The sequence below is a fragment of the Arthrobacter sp. K4-10C genome (genome assembly GCF_059090085.1).
The window spans coordinates 132,573-156,296 of record NZ_JBNHFI010000001.1 but is presented as its reverse complement, the minus strand read 5'-3'; the positions used below and the strand labels follow the sequence as shown (position 1 = coordinate 156,296).

Here is a 23,724-nt window from a genome sequence, read left to right as displayed (position 1 = left end):
GCTAGGCTGCGGCCTCGTCGTGTTGGAGCTCCGGAGCGGCCAGTGCGCGCGGCGTGGCTTCCACGGCCGACGGCGCCACCAGCCCGGTTTCCTCCAGCGTGTTCAACTTCCGCGCAGTGGGCAGAACCCGGGCCTCGAGCGTGCCCACCATGGCGTTGTAGCGGTCCACCGACGATTTCAGCGACGAGCCCAGCTTGCTGACGTTCTCGCCGAGCGTCCCCATCCTGTCGTAAAGCTGCCTGGCCAGATCGAAGAGTTCCCGGGCGCTGTCCGTGAGGACATCCTGCCGCCATGTGAAGGCCACCGACTTCAGCACGGCCAGCAGGGTGCTGGGGGAGGCCAGGACCACGTTCCTGGACAGGGCGTGGTCCAAAAGTTCCGCGTCCGCGGTGAGTGCAGCCGCGAGAATGGATTCGGCCGGCACAAAGCAGATCACCAGTTCGGGCGAGTTCCCAGGAATATCCCAGTACTTCTTGTTGCTGAGCGAGTCCACGTGCGCCCTCAGGGCCTTCGCATGGGCAGCCAGCAGCGCCTGCTGCGACCGGCTGTCCGCCGCCGCCGTCAGCCGCTGCTGCCCGTGCCGGGGATCCGATGCTCCAAGTTCCTGCGCTTCAAGGTAGGACGACAATGGAACCTTGGCATCGACCACCAGCTGCTTTTCGCCCGGCAGTTGGACCACAAGATCAGGGCGGACAGCCGAATCGCTGCCGGCACTGTGCAGCTGTTCCACAAAATCGACATGGCGCAACATTCCTGAGGCTTCCACCACCCGCCGCAGCTGTACCTCGCCCCACTGGCCGCGGGCGCTGTTCGAGCGCAGGGCCGACTCCAGCGCATGCGTTGACCGGATCAGCTGTTCGTCGGAGAGGCGGGCCTCCTGGAGCTGCTGCGCGAGCTGGCCGTACTGCTCCACCCGGTCCCGCTCCAGCAGCGCCACCTGCTGCTGCACCGCCGAAAGCTTTTCCGCCACTGGCGCCAGGGCGCGGAGCACGCTGCCGTCCTGCGATCGTGCCTCGCCAAGTTCCCGGTTCTGCGCCGCCAAAAGCCGCCGCTCGGCGTCGGCCGCTGCGTACTGTGCGCTGACCTCCGAAAGCCGGGACGAGACAGCGTCGAAGTCCGCCTCGAGTGCGTGCGAATTCTTCCGCAGTGAAAAGTAGGTGGCAGCTGCACCGGCAAGGGCGCCAAGCAGCAACATGAACAAGGCCAGAATCAACGCAAAAACATCCATGCCCTCACTGTTGCATGGGGGTCAGACAATCGAGGGCAGTGACATCCGCCGGGTACAGGCGGCGGACGCCCTGCGGGTAGAATCAATGCTCGTGGCTCTTACTATTGGCATCGTCGGACTGCCCAACGTCGGCAAATCAACCCTCTTCAACGCGCTCACCCGCAACCAAGTGCTGGCCGCGAACTATCCGTTCGCCACCATCGAACCGAACGTCGGCGTCGTGAACCTGCCCGACCCCCGCCTCGACAAGCTGGCCGGAATTTACGGTTCACAGCGCGTGCTGCCCGCCGCCGTCTCCTTCGTGGACATTGCCGGCATCGTCAAGGGCGCATCCGAAGGGGAAGGGCTGGGCAACCAGTTCCTGGCCAACATCCGTGAAGCCGAGGCCATCGCGGAAGTGGTGCGCGTGTTCGATGATCCCGACGTCGTCCACGTGGACGGCAAGGTGGATCCCCGCTCGGACATGGAAACCATCAACACCGAGCTCATCCTCGCCGACCTGCAGACCATCGAGAAGGCCATTCCCCGGATCGAAAAAGAGGTCAAGATCAAGAAGCGCGAGGCGGCCGAGCTGGCAGCCATCAAGGCTGCCCAGGCGGTGCTTGAGCGCGGAGACACCATCTACTCCTCGATCAAGAGCGACAAGCTGGAGATGGAACACCTCAAGGAGCTCAGCCTGCTCACGGCAAAGCCCTTCATCTACGTGTTCAACGCGGACGAGGGAATCCTTGGCAGCCCGGAAAAGCAGGAGGAGCTGCGCGCCCTGGTGGCCCCTGCCGACTGCATCTTCCTCGACGCGAAGCTTGAGGCTGACCTGGTTGAACTGGACGAGGAAGAAGCCCGCGAAATGCTGGAGATGAACGGCCAGGACGAGTCCGGGCTGGACCAGCTGGCACGCGTCGGCTTCCACACCCTCGGACTGCAGACCTACCTCACGGCAGGGCCCAAGGAGGCACGCGCCTGGACCATCAAGCAGGGGGACACCGCGCCCCAGGCCGCAGGTGTCATCCACTCCGACTTCCAGCGCGGCTTCATCAAAGCCGAAGTGGTCTCCTTCGACGACCTCGTCGAGGCCGGCTCCATGGCGGAAGCCAAGTCCCGCGGCAAGGTCCGGATCGAGGGCAAGGAATACGTCATGGCCGACGGCGACGTGGTGGAGTTCCGCTTCAACGTCTGAGCCGGTTCAGTGTCTGCCCGGTCGGACACCTTATCCTGACTATGTAGGGCGTGATCCTGGCGACTCCAGGTCCCCTTTCCCGGAAGGAAAACACAAGGAGGCGGCATGCCGGTCAGGCGTCTGATGCGTTATATCACCGCGGCCATGGCGGCTGCGGTGGTACTTTCGGGCTGCTCCGGCGGCGGCAGTGCGCCCGTGATTGTGGGGGAGGCGAAACGGGGCGGCGTTGCCACGGTCGCAGAGGTCAACGCGTTCTCGTCCTTCAACCCCTACAGCGCAGACGGCAACACTGATATCAATTCGAAGGTCGGATACATCACCCACTCCGGGTTCTACTACCTGGACGACAAGGCAGCGGTGGTGCGCAATGACAAGTTCGGGAGGTTCGAAAAGGTTTCCGACGAGCCCCTGAAGGTGAAATACACGGTCAATGAAGGCGTCAAATGGTCCGACGGCGAGGCGATCGACGCCGGCGACCTCCTCCTCAGCTGGGCGGCCGGCTCGGGCTACTTCGACAACGCCGACCCTACGGCGGGGACCGGCACCAAGTACTTCTCCACCGCGTCGGACACCAGCGGCCTGGCAGGAACCGTCTTCCCGGAACTCGGGGGAGACGGGCGCTCCATCACCCTTGAATACGCCATTCCCTACGCCGATTGGGAAGTGGCGTTCGACGTCGGCCTTCCCGCGCACGTCGTTGCCGCGAAGAGCGGGCTCAACGATGAAGAAGACCTGGTTGAACTGCTCCGCAATTCGCCCCGGGGCGACCCCGGGAAGCCCGTGGTCAATGCAGAGCTGAAGTCAGTCAGCGATTTCTGGAACTCGGGCTTCGATACCAAAACACTTCCCGACGATCCCGCCCTGTACCTTTCCAGCGGCCCTTACATCGTGGTGGACATTGTTCCGGAAGTCTCGATGAGGCTCGTCCGGAACAGAGACTATGTCTGGGGATCCGAACCCTGGCTGGATGAGATCACTATCCGGTTCACCGGTGCCCTTCCGGCTGCGGTTGACGCCCTGCGGAATAGGCAGGCGGACATCATTTCCCCCCAGCCGTCTGCCGGTACCGAGGACGTGTTCGCGGGCCTGGCGGAGCAGGGCAACACCGTTGAAAGGTACAACCAGTCCGGCTACGACCATCTGGACCTCAACTTCTCCGGCCCCTTCGCCGACCGGGACGTCCGCGAGGCATTCCTCAAGACCGTCCCGCGCCAGGCAATTGTCGAAGCCGTGGTGGGGGACCTGCAGCCGGAGGCAAAGCCGCTCGACTCCCATGTCTTCCTGCCGGCCCAGCCCAAGTACGCGGACACCGCAAAGAACAATGGCTCGTCCGACTTCGCCAAGGTTGACATTGATGCCGCCAAGGCCCTCCTGGAGGGGGAGACCCCCACAGTCCGGATTCTGTACAACTTGGACAACCCCAACCGTGCCAAGGCTTTCGAGTTGATCCGGGACTCGGCTGCGCTTGCGGGGTTCCGGGTAGAGGACGGCGGGCAAGGCAGTGCCGACTGGGCAAAGTCGCTCGGCGGGGAAGGCCACGATGCGGCGCTGCTGGGCTGGATCGGCACCAGCGCCGGTGTGAGCCGGGTTCCACAGATCTTCCGCACGGGTGCGGGCAGCAACTTCAACGGTTTCTCCGACGCCGACGCCGACAGGGCCATGGAAGAGCTGGCAGGGACCACCGACCTTGGCAAGCAGGACGAACTGCTTGCCGACATCGACAAGGAGATCTGGGAGAACGCCTACGGCCTTCCGTTGTACCAGACCATCGGCACCACCGCCTTCGGCCCAAGGATCTCCGGCGTGAAATCAAGCTCCGGCCCTCTCGGCGTCTGGTGGAATGTCTGGGATTGGCGGCTGGCCTGACAGCTCGCGGCGCTGGCGGGAGCCCTTCGCCGCCTGGTTGTGAGCGCTCACACGGCCGATTCATCGATAACGCTACCGGCGAGTAGCATGTGACTTGCACAACTTCCGTTTACCGGGGACCGAACTGGGTCACCCCGGTCACGGTTTGGCAACGGAGTACCAATATTTGGACTTCGTGCGGTTAGGCTGCTCGTCATATGTAGGCCGCGTCACAAGTCCAAAGCTGCGTCCGGCCTGCGGGGAAGCACAAGAATCCCCTCGTTATCTCCCACAACTCATAGGAGGCGGAATGCGTTTCAAGCGCACTTCCAAAGCATTGGGCATCGTGGCTATCGCCGCACTTGCCCTGACCGGGTGCGGCGCTGGAGGCGGCACCACCGAAGGTGCCGGCGACTCCGCCGGCGATCCCAACAAGGTGATCACCGCCTACAGCAACGAACCACAGAACCCGTTGCTGCCGGCGAACACCAACGAAGTGTATGGCGGCCGCGTGGTCGAGTTGCTCTTCGAAGGCCTGCGGACCTACGACGCCGGCGGCAAGCCGGTCAACGCCCTGGCGGAGTCCATCGAATCCGCTGACGCCCAGAACTGGACCATCAAGGTCAAGCAGGGCCACAAGTTCACCAACGGCGAGGAAATCACCGCCAAGACGTTCGTGGATTCCTGGAACTTTGCCGCGAACTCCAAGAACCTTCAGAACAACGGATTCTTCTTCGAATCCATTGCAGGCTACGAGGAAGTTTCCGCCGTCACCCAGGAGACCAGCGCCGACGGCAAGACCACCACCACTCCGGCCCCCACAGCCGAGACTATGTCCGGTCTTGCAGCAACTGATGACTCCACCATCACGGTAAAGCTGGCCCAGCCCGAGGCTGACTGGTCGCTGCGCCTTGGTTACTCGGCGTTCTTCCCGCTTCCTTCTGCCGCCCTTGCGGACCCGAAGGCGTTCGGTGAGAACCCGGTGGGCAACGGCCCGTACAAGATGGAAAAAGAAGGCGCCTGGGTTCACGACCAGTCCATCTCGCTCGTGAAGAACCCGGACTACAACGGTCCGCGCGAGTCCAAGAACGGCGGCGTCACGTTCAAGTTCTACACGGATCCGGGCCCGGCCTACACCGACCTGCAGTCCGACAACCTGGATGTCACCGACGTTCTTCCGTCCAACGCCCTGAAGACCTACGTCGCCGATTTCCCGGACCGCAACGCCACCAAGCCGGTTGCCACCAACTCCACGTTGAACATCCCGCCGTACAACCCGAATTTCCAGGGTGAAGCCGGCAAGCTCCGCCGCCAGGCGCTCTCCTACGCCATCAACCGCGAGGAAATCGCCAAGGTTGTCTTCAACGGCACCCGCACCCCGGCCAAGGCTTTTGTTCCGCCGGTCATCGACGGTTTTGAGGAAGGCCTTGCAGGCACCGAGGTCCTGAAATTCGACGCCGCCAAGGCCAAGGACCTCTGGGCCCAGGCTGAGAAGATCCAGCCGTACGACGACTCCAAGCCGCTCCAGATTGCCTCCAACACCGACGGCGGCAACAAGGAATGGATCGACGCCGTGGCCAACGGCTTCAAGAACAACCTGGGTATCCAGGCTGAGATCCAGCCCTTCGCGAAGTTCGCTGAGGTGCTGAACCTGCGCAAGTCCCAGCAGCTCCCCGGCCTGACCCGCGCCGGCTGGCAGGGCGATTACCCGTCGCTGTACAACTTCCTGGGACCTGTCTGGGCTACGAACGCCTCCTCCAACTACGAGAAGTACTCGAACCCCGAGTTCGACAATCTGCTCAAGGAGGGTCTCGCCGCCAAGACCACCGAAGAGGCGAATGCCAAGTTCAACGAGGCACAGGAAATCCTCTTCGAGGATCTTCCGGGCCTGCCGCTTTGGGACCAGGCACGGCCGATCGTATGGAGCAACAACGTCGTGAAGGCCGAGACCGGCTGGAACGGCGGCATCCGCTACTTCGATATCACGGCTAAGTAGTTCCAGAACTCACTTGCCGCCAGGCACATGGGGGTCCGGTCACGGCCGGGCCCCCATTGGCTTGTACGGCAGGAAGGCACCCATGAACCTGTTTACTTCCCTTCCGGAAGGCTGGTGATCCCGTGGTCAGCTTCATCCTGCGCCGACTCCTCCAGGTGATCCCCGTCTTCCTCGGCACCACTCTTTTGGTGTACTACATGGTGTTCGCCCTGCCCGGCGACCCTATCGCGGCGCTCTTCGGCGACCGCCAGCCCCCGCAGGCCGTCATCGACACCCTCCGAAGCCAATACCACCTGGACGAACCGTTCTGGGTGCAGTACGGGCTCTTCCTGAAAAACCTCTTCACCTTCAACCTGGGCAACGATTTCACCGGCCAGCCCATCGCGGCAAGCCTTGCGCGCGTGTTCCCGGTGACAGCCATGCTCGCCATCGAAGCCCTTGCCATCCAGGCGATCTTCGGCGTGGCCTTTGGCGTTTTCGCTGGCCTGCGCCGTGGCGGCTGGTTCGATTCCACCGTCCTGGTGGCGTCCCTGGTGGTCATCGCAGTTCCCACCTTCGTCCTGGGCTTCGTTTTCCAGCTCGTCTTTGGCGTTCAGCTGGGCTGGGCCAAACCAACAGTCGGCGCCAATGCCGACTGGGGTACCTTGCTGCTTCCTGCCGTCGTCCTGGGCCTCGTGTCCTTCGCGTACGTCCTTCGCCTGACCCGGGCCTCGGTCAGCGAAAACATGAACGCGGACTATGTACGGACCGCAACCGCCAAGGGTCTCTCCCGCCCGCGTGTAGTCCTGGCCCACATCCTGCGCAATTCGCTGATCCCTGTCGTCACCTACCTCGGCGCCAACCTTGGCGGCCTCATGGGGGGCGCCATTGTCACCGAAGGCATCTTCAACGTTCCGGGCGTCGGCAACAAGCTCTACCAGGCAGTCCTGCGCAGCGAAGGACCCACCATCGTCTCCATCGTCAGCGTGCTGGTGCTGGTGTTCGTGGTGGCCAACCTGCTCGTCGACCTCCTGTACGCCTGGCTTGACCCGAGGATCCGCTATGACCAGTAACAACAGCCACTTCGTGGCTCCCATCGACGAAACGCCGCTGCTGGCAACGGACGCCGTCAAGACTGACCAGGCACCGCTCAGCCTGTGGGCGGACGCGTGGCGCAAGCTCCGCCGTCGTCCGCTGTTCATCATCTCCGCGTTGCTCATCCTGGCGCTGACCGTGGTGGCCTTGTTCCCGGGCCTCTTCACGTCGGTGCCGCCTAACGAGGGCTGCGAGCTGGCCAACTCGGAAGGCGGTCCGATCGCTGGACACCCGTTCGGGTTTACCTTCCAGGGCTGCGACGTCTACTCGCGCGTCATCCACGGAACGCAGGCGTCCCTGTCCGTTGGCATCCTCTCCGTGTTGTGCGTGCTGGTCATCGGCGTCACCCTCGGCGCGCTGGCCGGGTACTACGGCGGCTGGTTGGATGCGGTCCTCGCCCGACTGGGTGACATTTTCTTCGCGCTGCCGCTGATCCTGGGCGCGCTGGTGATCACCCAATTGCCCTTCTTCCGGGAGAACAAGAGCGTCTGGACCGTGGTGTTTGTCATCTCGCTCCTGGCCTGGCCGCAAATGGCACGCATCACCCGCGGTGCCGTCATCGAAGTGCGCAACGCGGACTTCGTTACGGCCGCCCAGGCCCTCGGAGTTTCCAGGTTCGGGGCGCTGCTGCGCCACGTGCTGCCGAACGCATTGGCACCGATCATTGTGCTGGCAACCCTGGAACTGGGTGTCTTCATTGTCGCCGAGGCAACCCTGTCCTTCCTGGGTATCGGTCTGCCGCAAAGCATCATGTCCTGGGGCAACGACATCGCAGGGGCGCAAGCCTCCATTCGCACCAGCCCGGAAATCATGCTGTATCCCGCCGCGGCGCTGTCCATCACGGTGCTCAGCTTCATCATGCTCGGTGACGCCGTCCGCGACGCCCTCGATCCCAAGAGCCGCCAGCGATGAGAGATAAAGAGATGACAACTCCAGACGTCCGCATCGAGGAAGCCGGCACCACGGGCACCAAACCGTTGCTGGAAATCCGCGACCTCGCCATCACGTTCAAAACCAGCGGCGGTGAAGTCCAGGCTGTGCGCGATGCGCACCTGACCATCATGCCGGGCGAGACGGTGGCGATCGTGGGGGAGTCCGGCTCCGGCAAGTCAACCACCGCGCTGGCCGCCATCGGACTGCTTCCCAACAACGGACGCGTCTCCGGCGGCCAGATCCTGCTTGACGGCGAGGACATTGCGCATGCCAGCGAGCAGCGCATGATCGAGCTGCGCGGCAACACCATCGGCATGGTCCCCCAGGACCCCATGTCCAACCTGAACCCGGTGTGGAAGATCGGTTACCAGGTCCGGGAGACGCTGCGTGCCAATGGCCGGCCCAGCGGGCCGGAGGACATCGCCAAGGTGCTGTCCGAAGCCGGCCTTCCGGACGCCAGGCGGCGTGCGAACCAGTACCCGCACGAATTCTCCGGCGGCATGCGCCAGCGCGCCCTGATTGCCATTGGACTTTCGTGCCAGCCGCGCCTCCTTATTGCTGATGAGCCGACGTCGGCCCTGGACGTCACGGTGCAGCGGCAGATCCTGGACCATCTGGACACCATGACCACCGATCTGGGCACCTCGGTGCTGCTCATTACCCACGACCTTGGCCTGGCAGCAGAACGGGCAGACAAGGTGGTGGTGATGTACCAGGGCCGGGTGGTGGAAGCCGGGCCTTCACTGGAACTGCTCCGCAACCCGCAGCATCCGTATACCAGGAGGCTTGTGGAATCCGCACCGTCCCTGGCCAGCCGCCGCATCCAGGCGGCCAAGGAGCAGGGGGTGGAGACGGCGGACCTGCTGGCTCCTGCCGCCGAGGCCACGGCCGCGGACAACGTCCTGCAGATCCAGGACCTGAGGAAGGTGTACAAGCTCCGCCAGGGCTTTGGGAAGTCAACGGACTTCGCCGCGGTGGACGGCGTCAGCTTCGACGTCCGGCGCGGAACCACGACGGCGATTGTCGGAGAGTCCGGTTCGGGCAAGTCCACGGTCGCCAAGATGGTGCTGCAGCTGGAAAAACCAACGGACGGCAGGATCCTCTTCGACGGCGTGGACACCTCGCAGCTCAAGGCTGGGGACCTGTTCAAGTTCCGGCGCCGCGTGCAGCCGATCTTCCAGGATCCCTACGGTTCCCTTGATCCGATGTACAACATCTTCCGCACCATTGAGGAGCCGTTGCGGGTCCACAAGGTCGGCGACGGTGCAAGCCGCGAGAAGAAGGTCCGGGAGCTGCTGGACCAGGTGGCGCTGCCACAGTCCGCCATGCAGCGGTACCCGAACGAGCTCTCAGGCGGGCAGCGGCAGCGTGTGGCCATTGCCCGTGCCCTGGCTCTGGACCCGGAGGTCATCATCTGTGACGAGGCGGTGTCCGCGCTGGACGTGCTGGTACAGGCACAGGTCCTGAACCTGCTCGCGGATCTCCAGTCGAACCTTGGGCTGACCTACCTCTTCATCACTCACGACCTCGCGGTTGTCCGGCAGATTGCGGACCATGTATGCGTCATGGAAAAGGGGCGACTGGTGGAGACAGGTTCCACCGACCAGGTCTTCGAAGCGCCGCGGGAGGACTACACCAAGGCCCTGCTCAACGCCATCCCAGGGGCAAAGCTGATGCTGCCGCCCGAAGTGGCATAGCTGCGTTAAGTGGATAACGGCTGGAGCCGGTGCCTGCGGGCACCGGTTCCAGCCGTTTTTTCAGCCGCGTTCTACCCGCAATCAGTCCTGGTTCCCGCCGGCAGCTCCGGCGGCCAGCACCGGCGGCGCGTCCGGGGTTTGCTTCCGGTCCAGTCCAAGGTCACGCAGCCGCTGCTCCAGCAGGATTCCGAGTGCTTTGCGCCCTGCAGGGTTCATATGCACCGCATCAGCCAGGTCCTTCGCCAGGCCGTACCGGCTCAACCAGTCGCCCACTGATACAAACGGCAGGTTGTGGGCCGCGGCCACCGAACCCAGCAGGGTATCGACTTCCGTCCGGCGCCCTCCACCCTTGCCCGCGCCGCGGGCAAGGGTGCCGATCATGGCAATGCGTGTGCCGGGGTAGCGGGCCTGCAGCTCCGCAATGAGCGTTTCCGCGTTGGCGGCGATCTGCCGGTCATTTGCCCCGCTTGCGGCGTCATTGCCTCCGCCCTGGATCACGATCAGGGCGGGCGTCCCCGATGGAAGCAGCCAGTCACCGTCCTTGAGGGCATCGATGTAGTTGCCGGTATTGCCGTTGGCAGACACGAACCCCGTGCCGCCCCGCCCGCAGAAGTAGACCTTGTACCCCGCAGCGGCCAGGCCTTGGCGCGGCCAGCTGTCGGCAGGCTCCGACTGGGAGTCCCCGATCAGCAGGACTGTCCTGGTGATGTCGGGGACAACCGCCTCGAGCCGGCCGTTGCCGGGGTTCCAAACTTTGGCACCCGCGGCCGGCACTCCCGCCGCCGCGGCCCGGGCCGGTGCGGCAGCGGCATGCGCCGCAGGGGCTCCGGGGGAGGAAGCAGGAACCGCGCAGCCCGCCAGGGGGAGGAGGGCGGACAGAACAACGACGGCGGCCGCGCCGGAGGTGCCCAGGCGGCCCCCGGCCAAGGCTCTCATCATGTGGTGTCTCCGGCCCTGCTCAATGCGTCGTGCGTGGTATGTCAGAGCAATCATGTGGCATGCCGGCACGATAAGCCAGTGATTTTACTCACCTTTCTTCCGTGTGGCGTGACGGCGCTACGTCCGCCCCCGGCCCGCGGCCCCGAGATTTAGGCCAATAAATGCCACTGCCGGTAGAATGGAGCAAGGTGCCCCGTGCAAAGGGCCAAATCCGTCGTGCGTTCCGGTAGGAAATGGCGCGATACAACAGCTGACTCCACTGAATCGAGCCATTACGCATGTCTGAAACCACCACCAACACAGCGGTAGCCACTGCATCGCGCAGTGACCTGCGCAACGTCGCGATCGTGGCCCACGTTGACCACGGCAAGACCACCCTGGTCGACGCCATGCTCAAGCAGACCAACTCCTTTGCCGAGCACAACCACCTCGAAGACCGCGTGATGGACTCCGGTGACCTTGAGCGCGAAAAGGGCATCACCATCCTGGCCAAGAACACCACGGTGGCCTACAACGGTCCGTCCTCGAACGGCGAGACCATCACTATTAACGTGATCGACACACCCGGCCACGCTGACTTCGGTGGCGAGGTGGAGCGCGGCCTGTCCATGGTGGACGGCGTGGTGCTGCTGGTGGACTCCTCCGAGGGCCCGCTGCCGCAGACCCGGTTCGTGCTGCGCAAGGCCCTTGCCGCGCACCTGCCGGTCATCCTGCTGGTCAACAAGACGGACCGTCCGGACGCCCGCATCGACGAGGTTGTCCACGAGTCCATGGACCTGCTCCTGGGCCTTGCCTCGGACCTGGCCGACGACGTCCCGGACCTTGACCTGGACAAGGTCCTTGAAGTTCCCGTTGTCTACGCCGCAGCCAAGGTTGGCCGCGCCTCCCTGGAGCAGCCCGCCAACGGTTCCGCTCCTGACAATGAGGACCTGGAGCCGCTGTTCAAGACCATCATTGAGCACATCCCGGCACCCAAGTACAACCCGGAAGGTGTCCTGCAGGCGCACGTCACCAACCTGGACGCTTCGCCGTTCCTGGGCCGCCTCGCCCTGCTCCGCATCTACAACGGCACTCTTCGTAAGGGCCAGCAGGTAGCCTGGGCACGCCAGAACGGCGAGCTGAAGACAGTCAAGATCACCGAACTCCTTGCCACCAAGGCCCTGGAGCGCGTGCCGGCAGAGTCCGCCGGACCCGGTGAGATTGTGGCCGTGGCCGGCATCGAGGACATCACCATTGGTGAGACCCTCACCGATGTCGAAAACCCGCAGCCGCTGCCGCTGATCACCGTGGACGATCCCGCGATCTCCATGACCATCGGTATCAACACCTCGCCGCTGGCCGGCAAGGTCAAGGGCGCCAAGGTCACCGCCCGCCAGGTGAAGGACCGCCTGGACAAGGAACTGATCGGTAACGTCTCCATCAAGGTGCTCCCCACCGAGCGTCCCGACGCCTGGGAAGTCCAGGGCCGTGGCGAGCTCGCCCTCGCCATCCTGGTGGAGCAGATGCGCCGCGAAGGTTTCGAACTGACCGTCGGCAAGCCGCAGGTGGTTACCAGGACCATCGACGGCAAGATCCACGAGCCGATGGAACACATGACCATCGACGTCCCCGAGGAATACCTGGGCGCCGTCACCCAGCTGATGGCCGCACGCAAGGGCCGCATGACCAACATGGCCAACCACGGCACAGGCTGGTGCCGCATGGAGTTCATCGTTCCGGCGCGTGGCCTGATCGGTTTCCGTACCAAGTTCCTCACCGACACCCGCGGTGCCGGTATTGCCGCCTCCATCTCGGAAGGCTACGAGCCGTGGGCCGGCCCCATCGAGTACCGTACCAACGGTTCCATGGTTGCCGACCGCGCCGGTGTGGTGACCCCGTTTGCCATGATCAACCTGCAGGAGCGCGGCTCCTTCTTCGTCAAGCCCACCTCTGAGGTGTACGAGGGCATGATCGTGGGCGAGAACTCCCGCGCCGACGACATGGACGTCAACATTACGAAGGAAAAGAAGCTCACCAACATGCGTGCCGCTTCTTCCGATACCTTCGAGAACCTGACGCCGCCGCGCGAGCTGACCCTCGAAGAGTCGCTGGAATTCGCCCGTGAGGACGAGTGCGTGGAAGTGACTCCGGAGGCTATCCGCATCCGCAAGGTCATCCTGGACACCAACGAGCGTGCCAAGGCCAACCGCGCCCGCGCCAAGGCCTAGCAGTCCCGCAGTTCCACAGAATGCCACCGGCACCTTGCCGGTGGCATTCTGCGTTCCAGACTGCGCCAATGCCGGCGTCGACCCGCAGGGGCAGTTCCTGCTCAGCGGCGGCCGTCCTTAGCGGGGCCGCCTGCGCTCCGGCGCCGGGGGGACCTGCTTGGCCGCCACCACCAGGTCTAGGGGAATGACGACGTCGGCCTGCCGGGTGCGGACGGTGCAGGCACCGGCGTCGCAGGAGACCAGGTGGCCGAGGGCATCGGTGAGTCCGTTTTCGAGCCGGTAGCGCACCACAACCCGCGTCCCCGGTTCGGCGGCGGCGAGGAACCCTGCAGGGGTAGGCGGCTGACTCACCAGTTCATACTAGGCGGCCCGGCTAGGTTCGCGGGAACGGGCTGGGAGATAATAGGCTCAGATGTCAAGAGTCCGGCCGCAGCTGCCGGACGCAAGAACCGGCGGGTCGCCGGAACCAACGTGGAGAGGCCAGGGACGTGACGTACGTAATCGCGCAGCCGTGTGTAGATGTCAAAGACAAGGCATGTATCGAAGAATGCCCCGTCGACTGCATCTATGAGGGTGAGCGTTCGCTGTACATACATCCGGACGAATGCGTCGACTGCGGCGCCTGCGAGCCCGTGTGCCCGGTTGAGGCCATTTACTACGAGGACGACACCCCGGACGAGTGGGCTGACTACTACAAGGCCAACGTGGAGTTCTTTGACGACCTCGGTTCCCCCGGCGGTGCCGCCAAGATCGGCAACACCGGCAAGGACCACCCGATGATCGCCGCCCTGCCGCCGCAGAACCAAGACCACTAGCGCCTGCGGGAAAGGTGACTGCAGCAGTGAACCCGTTCGGCCTTGACCTGCCCGATTACCCGTGGGAGGCCATGGCGCCGTACCTCGCAAAGGCCTCGAAACACCCTGACGGCGTTGTCAACCTGTCCATCGGGACGCCGGTGGACCCCACACCGGCACTCATCCAGGACGCCCTGAAGGCTGCTGCCGACGCTCCGGGGTACCCCACCGTGCATGGCACTCCGGCGCTTCGCGAAGCCATCGCAGCCTGGTTCGAGCGGCGCCGCGGAGTGGCCGGCCTGGACCCCCGCAACATCATGCCCAGCGTCGGTTCCAAGGAACTTGTGGCGTGGCTGCCGCTGCTGCTCGGCCTGAAGCCGGGGGACGTCGTCGTGCGTCCCAAGGTGGCGTACCCGACGTACGATATCGGCGCAACCCTGGCCGGGGTCACCTCTGTTGCAACCGACAACCTTGACGAACTCGACGACGCCACCCGCTCGCGTGTTCGGCTTATCTGGGTCAATTCCCCTGGGAATCCCACCGGCAGTGTCCGTGACGCCGACTCGCTGAAGGCACTCGTGGTCCAGGCCCGTGAACTGGGGGCTGTGGTGGCGTCGGATGAATGCTATGCGGAACTGGGCTGGGGAACCTGGGATGTGCAGCGCGGCGGCCAGCCGGTTCCCAGCATCCTGGATCCCCGCGTCGCCGGCGGCTCGCATCAGGGCCTGCTCGCCGTCTATTCGCTGAGCAAGCAGTCCAACGTGGCAGGCTACCGTGCGGCCTTTGTTGCCGGTGATCCGGACCTGATGCCCAACCTGGTCAACAGCCGCAAACACGCGGGCATGATCGTTCCGTACCCCGTGCAGGAGGCCATGCGCGTTGCGCTGGGCAACGACGAACACGTCGAGGCCCAGAAGGACCTGTACCGCGGGCGCCGCGAACGGCTGGTTCCGGCCCTGCTGGATTTTGGCCTGGAGATCAAGGATTCTGACGCCGGGCTGTACCTGTGGTCCACGGCGGGGGAGGACACGTGGGACACGGTGTCCCGCCTGGCAGAACGGGGCATTGTGGTGGGCCCCGGAGTCTTCTACGGCGAGGCTGGCAACGGTTACGTCCGGGTTGCCCTTACCGGAACTGACGAGCGGATCGATGCAGCGGCGGCCCGCCTCCGCTGATCGCAGCAGCTTCCCGTCCCCGTAACAATCGTGTGACTCGCACCACATTGCGGGCATTTTAGGCGCTTTCGAACCGTCGCGGATTAGTGACACCCGCCAAGGGGCGGTACTTTTTAACTGATCAATGGTGGCTTTCTACAAGAAGGCAGCCCGGGTGTTGGAACCTGTGTCCTCAGGGTCAGTGCGCGGCTCACCTGATATTGGATCAAGCTTTCGACAGAGGCCCAGAAGCCTCATGAAGGGGACTCCATGACTGAGACCAACAACGCTGCGACCCTGCTGCACGCAGGTGGCGAGCTGAAGCTCCCGCGCATCCCGGTTATCGAAGGAAACGAAGGCTACGATGTTTCCAAGCTGCTGAAGCAGACGGGCGCAGTCACCTTTGACCCAGGCTTCATGAATACCGCAGCAACCACGTCCGCCATCACCTACATCGATGGCGATGCGGGCATCCTGCGCTACCGCGGGTACCCTATCGAGCAGCTGGCGCAGCACTCCAGCTTCCTTGAGGTTTCCTACCTGCTGATCTACGGCAACCTGCCAACACCCACTGAGCTGGAAGAGTTCGACCAGAAGATCCGGCGCCACACGCTGCTCCACGAAGAGTTGAAAGGCTTCTTCGGTGGCTTCCCCCGTGATGCACATCCGATGCCGGTCCTGTCCTCGGCCGTGTCCGCGCTGTCCACGTTCTACCAGGACTCGCTGGATCCGTTCAATGCAGAGCAGGTGGAAGTTTCTACCATCCGCCTGATGGCCAAGCTTCCGGTCATCGCGGCGTACGCGCACAAGAAGTCCATCGGCCAGCCCATGCTGTACCCGGACAACTCCATGAACCTCGTGGAGAACTTCCTGCGCCTCAGCTTCGGCCTGCCCGCCGAGCAGTACGAACTGGACCCGGTCATCGTGAAGGCACTGGACCTGCTGCTCATCCTGCACGCGGACCACGAGCAGAACTGCTCCACGTCCACCGTGCGCCTGGTCGGTTCCTCCAACGCCAACCTCTTTGCCTCTGTTTCGGCGGGCATTAATGCCCTCTTCGGCCCGGCCCACGGCGGTGCCAACGAGGCCGTGCTGAAGATGCTCCGGCAGATCCAGGCCGAGGGCCTCAAGCCCGAGGACTACATGGAGAAGGTCAAGAACAAGGAAGACGGCGTCCGCCTCATGGGCTTCGGGCACCGCGTCTACAAGAACTACGATCCGCGCGCGAAGATCGTCAAGGCCACGGCGCACGAGATCCTGAGCAAGCTCGGCGGCAACGACGAACTGCTGGACATCGCGCTGCGCCTGGAGGAGAAGGCGCTCAACGACGACTACTTCATCCAGCGCAAGCTCTACCCGAACGTGGACTTCTACACCGGCCTGATCTACAAGGCCATGGGCTTCCCGGAGAAGATGTTCACCGTGCTGTTCGCCATCGGGCGCCTTCCAGGCTGGATTGCGCAGTGGCGTGAAATGATCAGCGACCCCAACACCAAGATCGGGCGCCCGCGCCAGCTCTACATCGGCGAACCGGCCAGGGATTACCCGGCCCGCTGAGATATGACGACGACGGCCGCCCACCTCCCGAGGTGGGCGGCCGTTTCGTACCCGGCTTGAGCTTATGCGGACCAGCTTCCACCAAGCTCACGCGTGGGTGAGCCTGCATGTCCGGACCTGGAAATCAGGACTCGTAGCCCAGGGGGTTGTTCTTCTGCCAGCGCCAGTGGTCCTCGCACATCTGGTCCACGGTTTTGGTGGTCGACCAGCTGAGGTCAGCCAGTGCGGAGGTGGCGTCGGCCCAAAAGGCCGGGAGGTCGCCCGCGCGGCGCCCGGTGATTTCGTAGGGGATAGGCTTCCCCGCCGCTTTCTCGAAGGAGCGCAACACCTCCAGCACCGAGGAGCCCTTGCCCGAGCCGAGGTTCCAGCGGAAGACTCCGGCGCGGTCCGCGACGTGGTTCAGGGCGGCCACGTGGCCCTCGGCGAGGTCCACCACGTGGATGTAGTCGCGCAGGCAGGTGCCGTCCGGCGTGTCGTAGTCGCCGCCGAAAACCATCAGCTTTTCGCGCCTGCCGACTGCCACCTGCGCGATGAACGGGACAAGGTTGTTGGGGATGCCCTGCGGGTCCTCGCCGATCCGGCCGGAGGGATGGGCGCCCACGGGGTTGAAATAGCGCAGCAGGGCTATATGCCAGCGCGGGTCCGCAGCGCCGAGGTCGGACAGGATGTCCTCGATTTGCTCCTTGGTGCGGCCGTAGGGGTTGTTGGCGCCGATCTCCATCTTTTCCACGTAGGGGATGGGGTTGTGCTCGCCGTAGACGGTTGCCGAGGAACTGAACACGAAGGACCGGACATCATGCCGTTCCATCACGCGGATCAGGTTCAGGGTGCCCACCAGGTTGTTGTAGTAGTACTTCAGGGGCTCCTGCACTGATTCCCCGACAGCCTTCAGGCCGGCGAAGTGAATGACGGCGTCGATGGCGGTCCCGGCGAACACACGCTCCACGGCCGCTTCGTCCACCAGGTCCACAGTGTGGAACTCGGCGGTCTTGCCGGTGAGTTCGGCAACCCGCCGCAGGGACTCTTCGCTGGAGTTGACGAGGTTGTCGATGACGACCACGTCATGGCCGGCTTCCTGCAGGGAAAGAACAGTATGGGAACCGATGTAGCCGGTGCCCCCTGTAACCAGAATTTTCATGCCTCAACGCTATCCCACCGGGCCGTGCTGCTCCGCCGCGTTCCGGATGCCGGTCAGGAGGCGTACGCTTGGGACGTTTAAGCACAATTGTGCTACATAAGATGGGTGCCTAAGATTGTTGATGCCCAAGCCCGCCGCCAGGACGTCGTGGAAGCCGTACTTCGAATCATCGCGGCGGATGGGCTGGAACGGGCATCGCTGCGGGAAGTGGCGGACGAGGCGGGACTCGCCGTCGGGTCCGTCCGGCACTACTTTTCCGGCAGTGACGAACTGCTGGCATACGCCTTTGCCACGGTGGTGGACCGCATCGTCAATCGGCTGGAGAACGGGATGCCCGGCCTTGCGGCAGCGGCCCAGGGCTCTCCGGAACAGCGCGCAGCGGTGCTGGCCCTGGTTGGCGCGGTCCTGCCCCTGGACGAGCCGCGGGCACTGGATGCCTGTGCCTGGATGGCATTCAAGAACGCGGCAAGGATCCGGCCCTTCCTTGCGCCCGTGGCGGACCGGAGCCACCGCCAAGTCGCCGCCATCATCGGTCAGGTGGTGGCCGCCCTGCTGCCTGACGGGGAAGCGGAGGAGAGCCTGGTGCTGGAAGCGGAACGCCTGCTCGCCACCCTCGACGGGCTCTGCATGCACGCCCTGCTCCAACCCGGCTGGATGACAGCACAGATGTGCAGCGGCGTCCTTGAGCGGCACCTTGACGGGCTGGAACGGTAAGGGGCGTTAACGTGGGCAGGGAGCGGGAATAGACTGATAGCCGGGGGCGCCGAACCGGATCACCGGATCCGGCGAGAGTGCCGCAGGAAGGACTTGGGATGCATCAGGCAACTGGCACGGGTTGGCAGATCACGACGGACACGTCCGGGCCCATGATGATCGCGCTGTACGTCCGCGACACAGCGGGACTGAACGGCGCCGGCCACCCGGTACTCTCCCATGCCGCCCCCAAGATCCGTCCTGCCGACCATACCCACCTGACGGCCGACGTCGGCGGATTGCAAGCGCTCAAGACGGAGTGGGAAGCCTGGTGGGAGCAACTCCTCAAAGCCTATCCGCAGACCTCGCCGGAGCTCTCACCACCGGACTTTGCAGCCTTCGGCAATTCGCCTGCCCTCCAGCGGGTGCTGCAGGCGCACTTCGGCTCTGCCCTCACCTGGGCCCGGGAGCGGCGCAGCGAGTACGCGGAGCTGGAGGCGGAGCGCGTCGCGAGCGGCACACACCAGCTGCTGGAGGACATGGTGGATGATCGCCTGATGGAAGTAGGGCGGGACTCACGTGACTTCAAGCTGACCATCATCGAACTGCCACTGAATGAACAGCGGGCCTGGTACGTGGAGCCGGACAAGATCATCATGAGCCACCAGCTGATGGGGCAGCCCGAGCTGTTCCGCAGCTACGTGCAGCCGGTGGTGGAGATCCTCGTCTGAGTTCCGGAGTCGGGCGGCGGCTCAGATGTCCTGCGCCGCCACCGTGATCCGCACCTGGCCGTCCGGGGCGGCAGATTCTTTCCAGCCGTCGCGTTCCGCCCGGTCCCAGCTGCGGCCCGCCACTTCCACCTGCGTCACCTCAAGGCCCTTTGCGTTGGCCACCGCCCATTGGGCCACGGACCACGCCTGGCTGCCGCTGGCTTCCACCACCAGGGTCTGCCCCTCGATGGCTGCGCCCAGGGAACCGTAGGCACGGTCCAGTTCGGCCGATACTGCGGTGGCGTCGCCCGCCGACTCCGTGGATCGGAGCGTGCAGTGCACGGCCCCAGGGGTCTGGCCGGACAGTCCCGACGCGAAAAACCTGCCCATGTCCTCGTGCTGTGCGTAGGCGGTGGGGTATGCGGAGCGCTGGACCTGCTGCGCGGCGTCGGTGATTTCCATGGATTCATAGCCCGGAATCCGGACCAGTGCGTCATAGAAGGCGTTGACCGCGTAGTAGGGGTCCATGACTTGCTCCTCGGTGCCCCAGCCCTGTGACGGACGCTGCTGGAACAACCCGCGTGAATCCGGTCCCGCCTGGTCGCCGTGCCCGATGTTCCGCAGCTTGGACTCCTGCATCGCCGTAGCGAGGGCAATGCTCGCCGCGCGCGGAGGCAGTCCCCGCTGGACGGCGACTGCGGTGATCAGCGAGGCGTATACCGCCTGGTCCGGGGCCAGTTCAGCCGCCCGTTCGCCGACCACGGCGGTGCAGCGTTCCGAGACGAGGGTCTCGGAACGCTGTACGAAAAGCACTGCGGAATAGATGCCGCCAGCCACCAGGGCAAGTGCGAGCAGGAGTACCGCCAGGCGGCGCAGGCCGCGTCTGCGTGCCACTGCGAAGTTAGTTGGCGTGCAGGGCGTCGTTCAGTTCCACCGTTTGGCCCTTGCGGGGAAGGACCTCCACCGCACCTGTGGTGGAGTTACGGCGGAACAGCAGGTTGGGGACGCCCGAGAGTTCCGCGGCCTTCACGATCTTGGTGGTGTCCTCGCCCACCTCGTCCTTCGGACCCGGCACCCGGACGCGGGTCCCGGCCGTGACGTACAGGCCGGCTTCCACCACGGAGTCGTCCCCGATGCTGATCCCCACGCCGGAGTTGGCGCCCAGCAGGACACGCTCGCCAATGGTGATCTTTTCCTTGCCACCACCTGAGAGGGTGCCCATGATGGATGCGCCGCCGCCCACGTCGCTGCCGTCACCGGTGACAACGCCCGCAGAAATGCGGCCCTCCACCATCGAAGTGCCCAGGGTTCCGGCGTTGAAGTTCACGAAGCCCTCGTGCATCACCGTGGTGCCCGCGGCGAGGTGCGCGCCGAGGCGGACGCGGTCGGCGTCGGCGATCCGGACACCGGCGGGAACCACGTAGTCCACCATCCGGGGGAATTTGTCGATGCCGTAGACCGTCACGGGGCCGCGGCGGCGGAGCCGGGCGCGGGTAAGTTCGAAGCCCTCCACAGCGGCGGGGCCGAAGTTCGTCCAGACAACGTTGGGCAGCTTGCCGAAGATGCCGTCCAGGTTGATGGTGTTGGGCCGGACCAGCCGGTGTGAGAGCAGGTGGAGCCGGAGGTAGGCGTCGACCGTGTCGGCAGGAGCCTCGTCGAGATTGATCTGGACGAACACCACCTTCTGCTCCGTGCCGCGGTCCGCGTCGGTGCCGTTTTCGGCGATCTGCGTCAGGGCCTCATCAGCGTTCTCCACTGAACGCAGGTTTTCGGCGGCAACGCCGAGGGCCGGTGCGGGGAACCAGGCGTCCAGCACCGTTGCCTCACCTGTTTCCTTGCCGGTGGCGATGGTGGCCAGGCCGAAGCCGTAGGCGGCGCGTTCGTCAGTGGGGGCGTTCAAGGTTTCGGGCACGGCGGAAGAAGCGGTTTCAGTCATGTGCTCCAGTCTATCGAGGGCCGGGCGCCGGGTTCGAACTAGACTGGCTTCGTGACTGCCGAAACAGCCCCGGACCCCGCTTCCGCTCTCGCCACCCACGATCCAGGAGGGGAAACAGCGCCGGCCCGGCTGGATCTCCGGCAGGACGTGGCTCTGCTCACTGCGGCCCTCATGGACATTGACAGCGTTTCGGGGAACGAGAAAGAGATCGCGGACGCCGTCGAAGCTGCGCTCCTGCAGATCCCCCAGCTCAGCGTTGTCCGCGACGGTGATGCCATTATCGCCCGCACCAACCTGGGGCATCCCGAGCGGGTCATCCTGGCCGGGCACCTGGATACCGTCCCGCTTCCCCTGGCCGAAGGGGCGAAGGGAACGGTGCCTTCCACATGGGAGTCAGGGGTTCCGGGACAAGGGGTCCTGTACGGCCGGGGCGCTACGGACATGAAGGGCGGCGTGGCTGTGCAGCTTGCGCTGGCGGCAACAATGTTCGACGGCGGCACGCAGCCCGGGCGGGACGTCACCTTCGTTTTCTACGATCACGAGGAAGTGGAAGCGGTGAAGAGCGGCCTGGGCCGCCTGGTCCGGCATCATGGGGAGCTGCTGCACGGTGACTTCGCCATCCTGCTGGAACCCACGGACGGCACCGTAGAAGGCGGGTGCAACGGTACCAGCCGCTTTGAAGCAACAACCGTGGGGGAAGCGGCACACTCGGCCCGGGCCTGGATGGGCAACAACGCCATTCACGCCGCGGCGCCCATCCTGGCGCGGCTCGCCGCCTATGAGCCCAAGACCATCACCGTGGACGGCCTGGACTACCGCGAGAGCCTCAACGCGGTGAAGATCAACGGAGGTACCGCCGGCAACGTCATCCCGGACCGCTGCGTGGTGGAGATCAACTACCGGTTTGCCCCGGACAAGACGCCTGACCAGGCGGAGGCGGTGGTCCGGGGGCTGCTGGAGGGCTTCGACGTTATCCGAACCGATGCCGCGGCAGGCGCCCGGCCCGGCCTGCAGCATCCGGCAGCCGCCTCTTTCGTTGCCGCGGTGGGAGCGGAGCCCAAACCGAAATACGGATGGACCGACGTCGCGCGCTTCAGCGAGCTGGGCATCCCGGCGGTAAACTTCGGGCCAGGGGACGCCCTGCTGGCGCACAAGGACAACGAACACGTCCACGCCGACGCGATCCGCAAATGCCTCGCCGCCTTGCAGGACTGGCTGGCGGGCTGACGCTGGCCCAACCCAAGCTTTCACGTACGACGGCCAAGTCGGAGAGGAAAAGCTTGCATAGCTCCTTGCCCTGGAGCGGAGCTCTGCAAGCGGGAGCTGGACCTCAAAGATCCGGTGAAGACGCTCGATCCCATCAAGGATGGCAGTTGTATCGTCGCACCCCGGCTGACGGAATACCGGCGGCGGTGGCGAAGGACGGTATCGCCAACTCATGAAGTGGCGGAAAAATTTAGCGCTTGGATTTCAGGGTTGTGTTTGCCCGCGAGGGAACAAGGCAATCGAGTACTACAGTGGATGCATGGCTGCCAGCCGCAATCCGCTCGACGACCTGCGCGAAACCATCGGCCATCTGGCCGATCAACTCAAGCTGCCCGGTTCGGAGCGCGTCGACGACCTGGTCGGCGATCTCATCGGTGCGAGGCCCGGGCCGGCCCGGCCGCTGTCCGAGGTGCAGGCCGAGCTCGACGCGCTGGTCGGACTGGAGACCGTGAAGGAACAGGTGCGGGCCCTCGTCGCGCTGCTCCAGGTTCAGGCCCGCCGTAAGGCGCACGGCCTGCCTGAGGTGGCCACATCACAGCATCTGGTGTTCCTCGGAAACCCGGGCACGGGCAAAACCACCGTGGCGCGGCTCCTGGCCGAGATGTACCGCGCTGTCGGTCTGCTGCAGAAAGGCCACCTGGTGGAGGTCGACCGTTCGGGCCTGGTGGGGCAGTACGTCGGCGCGACCGCCATCAAGACGGACCGCGTGATCCGGCGTGCGCTGGACGGCGTCCTGTTCATCGACGAGGCCTACGCGCTGGCCCCGGAGGACGGCCGGATGGACTTCGGCCCTGAGGCGATCGAGGTCCTGCTCAAGCGGATGGAGGACCACCGCCACCGCCTGGTCGTGATCGTGGCCGGATACCCGCGGCTGATGGAGTCCTTCTTGCTCTCGAACCCCGGACTGCGCTCCCGGTTCGCCCGCGAGATCACGTTCCCCGACTACTCCGTCGACGCACTCCAGACCATCTTCCACCAGATGCTGGCCCAGCACGAGTACAGGCTGGAGCCGGGTGCGGACCAGATGCTGCGCCGCATCCTCACCGGGCTCCACGCGGGCGAGGACTCCGGCAACGCACGGTTCGCCCGTACGCTGTTCGAGCAGGCGCTCAACCGCCAGGCGCTGCGGCTGTCGCTCGACGAGGAACAAAGTCTCGATGCCCTCGATCGTGAAGCCGTCATGACGCTCACCGCGGACGACATCGTCGAGGCCGCGCTGGCCTTGGGCGAGGAGCCGGAGCCGGAACCGACGCCGGAACCGGAGCGGCCACGCTGGTGGCGCTGGATGGTCTGACATGGACCCCCAACCGGTCGCAAACAGCGCCACCGCGGCTTCGCGCTGCTCCTCAAACAACGAGCTGCCCCTAAACATGAAACTGC

At 64.7% G+C, this 23,724-nt stretch carries 20 protein-coding genes; 14 read left to right on the top strand and 6 right to left on the bottom strand.

Annotated features, from left to right (window positions below):
• Position 1 precedes the first annotated feature (1 nt).
• Positions 2–1,228, bottom strand: a complete 1,227-nt coding sequence (locus AC5RUU_RS00670; protein ID WP_493973309.1) for a DNA recombination protein RmuC — start codon at positions 1,226–1,228, stop codon at positions 2–4.
• A gap of 91 nt (positions 1,229–1,319) precedes the next feature.
• Between AC5RUU_RS00670 and ychF the strand changes: the two genes are divergently transcribed.
• The 6 genes from ychF to AC5RUU_RS00640 all read left to right on the top strand — a co-directional run bounded on the left by ychF (position 1,320) and on the right by AC5RUU_RS00640 (position 9,950).
• Positions 1,320–2,405 (top strand): redox-regulated ATPase YchF, encoded by a 1,086-nt coding sequence (gene ychF / locus AC5RUU_RS00665; RefSeq protein WP_493973308.1) that lies wholly within the window; start codon positions 1,320–1,322, stop codon positions 2,403–2,405.
• A 105-nt stretch (positions 2,406–2,510) separates the two neighbouring features.
• Positions 2,511–4,271 carry an ABC transporter family substrate-binding protein gene (locus AC5RUU_RS00660; protein WP_493973307.1) on the top strand — a complete coding sequence of 587 codons (1,761 nt, stop codon included), beginning with the start codon at positions 2,511–2,513 and terminating at the stop codon, positions 4,269–4,271.
• A 289-nt stretch (positions 4,272–4,560) separates the two neighbouring features.
• Entirely contained in the window at positions 4,561–6,246 is a 1,686-nt protein-coding gene (locus AC5RUU_RS00655; RefSeq protein ID WP_493973306.1) for a peptide ABC transporter substrate-binding protein, read from the top strand.
• A 122-nt stretch (positions 6,247–6,368) separates the two neighbouring features.
• Complete coding sequence (locus tag AC5RUU_RS00650; protein ID WP_493973305.1) at positions 6,369–7,298, top strand: ABC transporter permease; 930 nt, start codon at positions 6,369–6,371, stop codon at positions 7,296–7,298.
• A complete protein-coding gene (locus AC5RUU_RS00645) occupies positions 7,288–8,232 on the top strand; it encodes an ABC transporter permease (protein ID WP_493973304.1) in 945 nt (314 codons plus the stop codon). Before AC5RUU_RS00650 ends, AC5RUU_RS00645 begins: the two co-directional genes overlap by 11 nt.
• Positions 8,233–8,243: 11 nt before the next feature.
• On the top strand, positions 8,244–9,950 hold the full coding sequence (locus AC5RUU_RS00640; RefSeq protein ID WP_493973303.1) for a dipeptide ABC transporter ATP-binding protein: 1,707 nt from the start codon (positions 8,244–8,246) through the stop codon (positions 9,948–9,950).
• A gap of 81 nt (positions 9,951–10,031) precedes the next feature.
• Here the strand turns inward: AC5RUU_RS00640 and AC5RUU_RS00635 are convergent, their stop codons facing one another.
• Positions 10,032–10,889: an SGNH/GDSL hydrolase family protein gene (locus AC5RUU_RS00635; protein WP_493973302.1), complete on the bottom strand. Its 858-nt coding sequence runs from the start codon at positions 10,887–10,889 to the stop codon at positions 10,032–10,034.
• A 278-nt stretch (positions 10,890–11,167) separates the two neighbouring features.
• Here AC5RUU_RS00635 and typA point away from each other — a divergent pair, with 278 nt between their 5' ends.
• Positions 11,168–13,096, top strand: coding sequence for a translational GTPase TypA (gene typA / locus AC5RUU_RS00630; RefSeq protein ID WP_493973301.1), 1,929 nt, complete (start codon positions 11,168–11,170; stop codon positions 13,094–13,096).
• Positions 13,097–13,213: 117 nt separating this feature from the next.
• On the opposite strand, the gene AC5RUU_RS00625 is transcribed toward typA, so the two are convergent.
• Complete coding sequence (locus tag AC5RUU_RS00625) at positions 13,214–13,447, bottom strand: putative acetyltransferase (RefSeq protein ID WP_493973300.1); 234 nt, start codon at positions 13,445–13,447, stop codon at positions 13,214–13,216.
• 137 nt (positions 13,448–13,584) lie between these two features.
• Between AC5RUU_RS00625 and fdxA the strand changes: the two genes are divergently transcribed.
• From fdxA to AC5RUU_RS00610, 3 genes are all read left to right on the top strand, one after another.
• The gene (fdxA, locus tag AC5RUU_RS00620; RefSeq protein WP_009356972.1) at positions 13,585–13,911 is read left to right on the top strand and encodes a ferredoxin; all 327 of its coding nucleotides are present in this window, start codon (positions 13,585–13,587) and stop codon (positions 13,909–13,911) included.
• Positions 13,912–13,925: 14 nt separating this feature from the next.
• Entirely contained in the window at positions 13,926–15,065 is a 1,140-nt protein-coding gene (gene dapC / locus AC5RUU_RS00615) for a succinyldiaminopimelate transaminase (protein WP_493973299.1), read from the top strand.
• Positions 15,066–15,314: 249 nt separating this feature from the next.
• Positions 15,315–16,601, top strand: coding sequence for a citrate synthase (locus AC5RUU_RS00610; RefSeq protein WP_493973298.1), 1,287 nt, complete (start codon positions 15,315–15,317; stop codon positions 16,599–16,601).
• A gap of 124 nt (positions 16,602–16,725) precedes the next feature.
• On the opposite strand, the gene galE is transcribed toward AC5RUU_RS00610, so the two are convergent.
• Complete coding sequence (gene galE / locus AC5RUU_RS00605) at positions 16,726–17,739, bottom strand: UDP-glucose 4-epimerase GalE (protein WP_493973297.1); 1,014 nt, start codon at positions 17,737–17,739, stop codon at positions 16,726–16,728.
• Positions 17,740–17,844: 105 nt separating this feature from the next.
• Between galE and AC5RUU_RS00600 the strand changes: the two genes are divergently transcribed.
• Positions 17,845–18,453 carry a TetR/AcrR family transcriptional regulator gene (locus AC5RUU_RS00600; RefSeq protein WP_493973296.1) on the top strand — a complete coding sequence of 203 codons (609 nt, stop codon included), beginning with the start codon at positions 17,845–17,847 and terminating at the stop codon, positions 18,451–18,453.
• 98 nt (positions 18,454–18,551) lie between these two features.
• The gene (locus tag AC5RUU_RS00595) at positions 18,552–19,163 is read left to right on the top strand and encodes a hypothetical protein (RefSeq protein ID WP_493973295.1); all 612 of its coding nucleotides are present in this window, start codon (positions 18,552–18,554) and stop codon (positions 19,161–19,163) included.
• A 21-nt stretch (positions 19,164–19,184) separates the two neighbouring features.
• On the opposite strand, the gene AC5RUU_RS00590 is transcribed toward AC5RUU_RS00595, so the two are convergent.
• Entirely contained in the window at positions 19,185–20,036 is an 852-nt protein-coding gene (locus AC5RUU_RS00590; protein ID WP_493973294.1) for a transglycosylase SLT domain-containing protein, read from the bottom strand.
• A 7-nt stretch (positions 20,037–20,043) separates the two neighbouring features.
• Positions 20,044–21,078, bottom strand: a complete 1,035-nt coding sequence (dapD, locus tag AC5RUU_RS00585) for a 2,3,4,5-tetrahydropyridine-2,6-dicarboxylate N-succinyltransferase (RefSeq protein WP_493973293.1) — start codon at positions 21,076–21,078, stop codon at positions 20,044–20,046.
• Positions 21,079–21,129: 51 nt separating this feature from the next.
• Between dapD and dapE the strand changes: the two genes are divergently transcribed.
• Both dapE and AC5RUU_RS00575 read left to right on the top strand, forming a co-directional pair.
• Entirely contained in the window at positions 21,130–22,305 is a 1,176-nt protein-coding gene (dapE, locus tag AC5RUU_RS00580) for a succinyl-diaminopimelate desuccinylase (protein WP_493973292.1), read from the top strand.
• 298 nt (positions 22,306–22,603) lie between these two features.
• Entirely contained in the window at positions 22,604–23,638 is a 1,035-nt protein-coding gene (locus AC5RUU_RS00575; protein ID WP_493973291.1) for an AAA family ATPase, read from the top strand.
• Positions 23,639–23,724 lie beyond the last annotated feature (86 nt).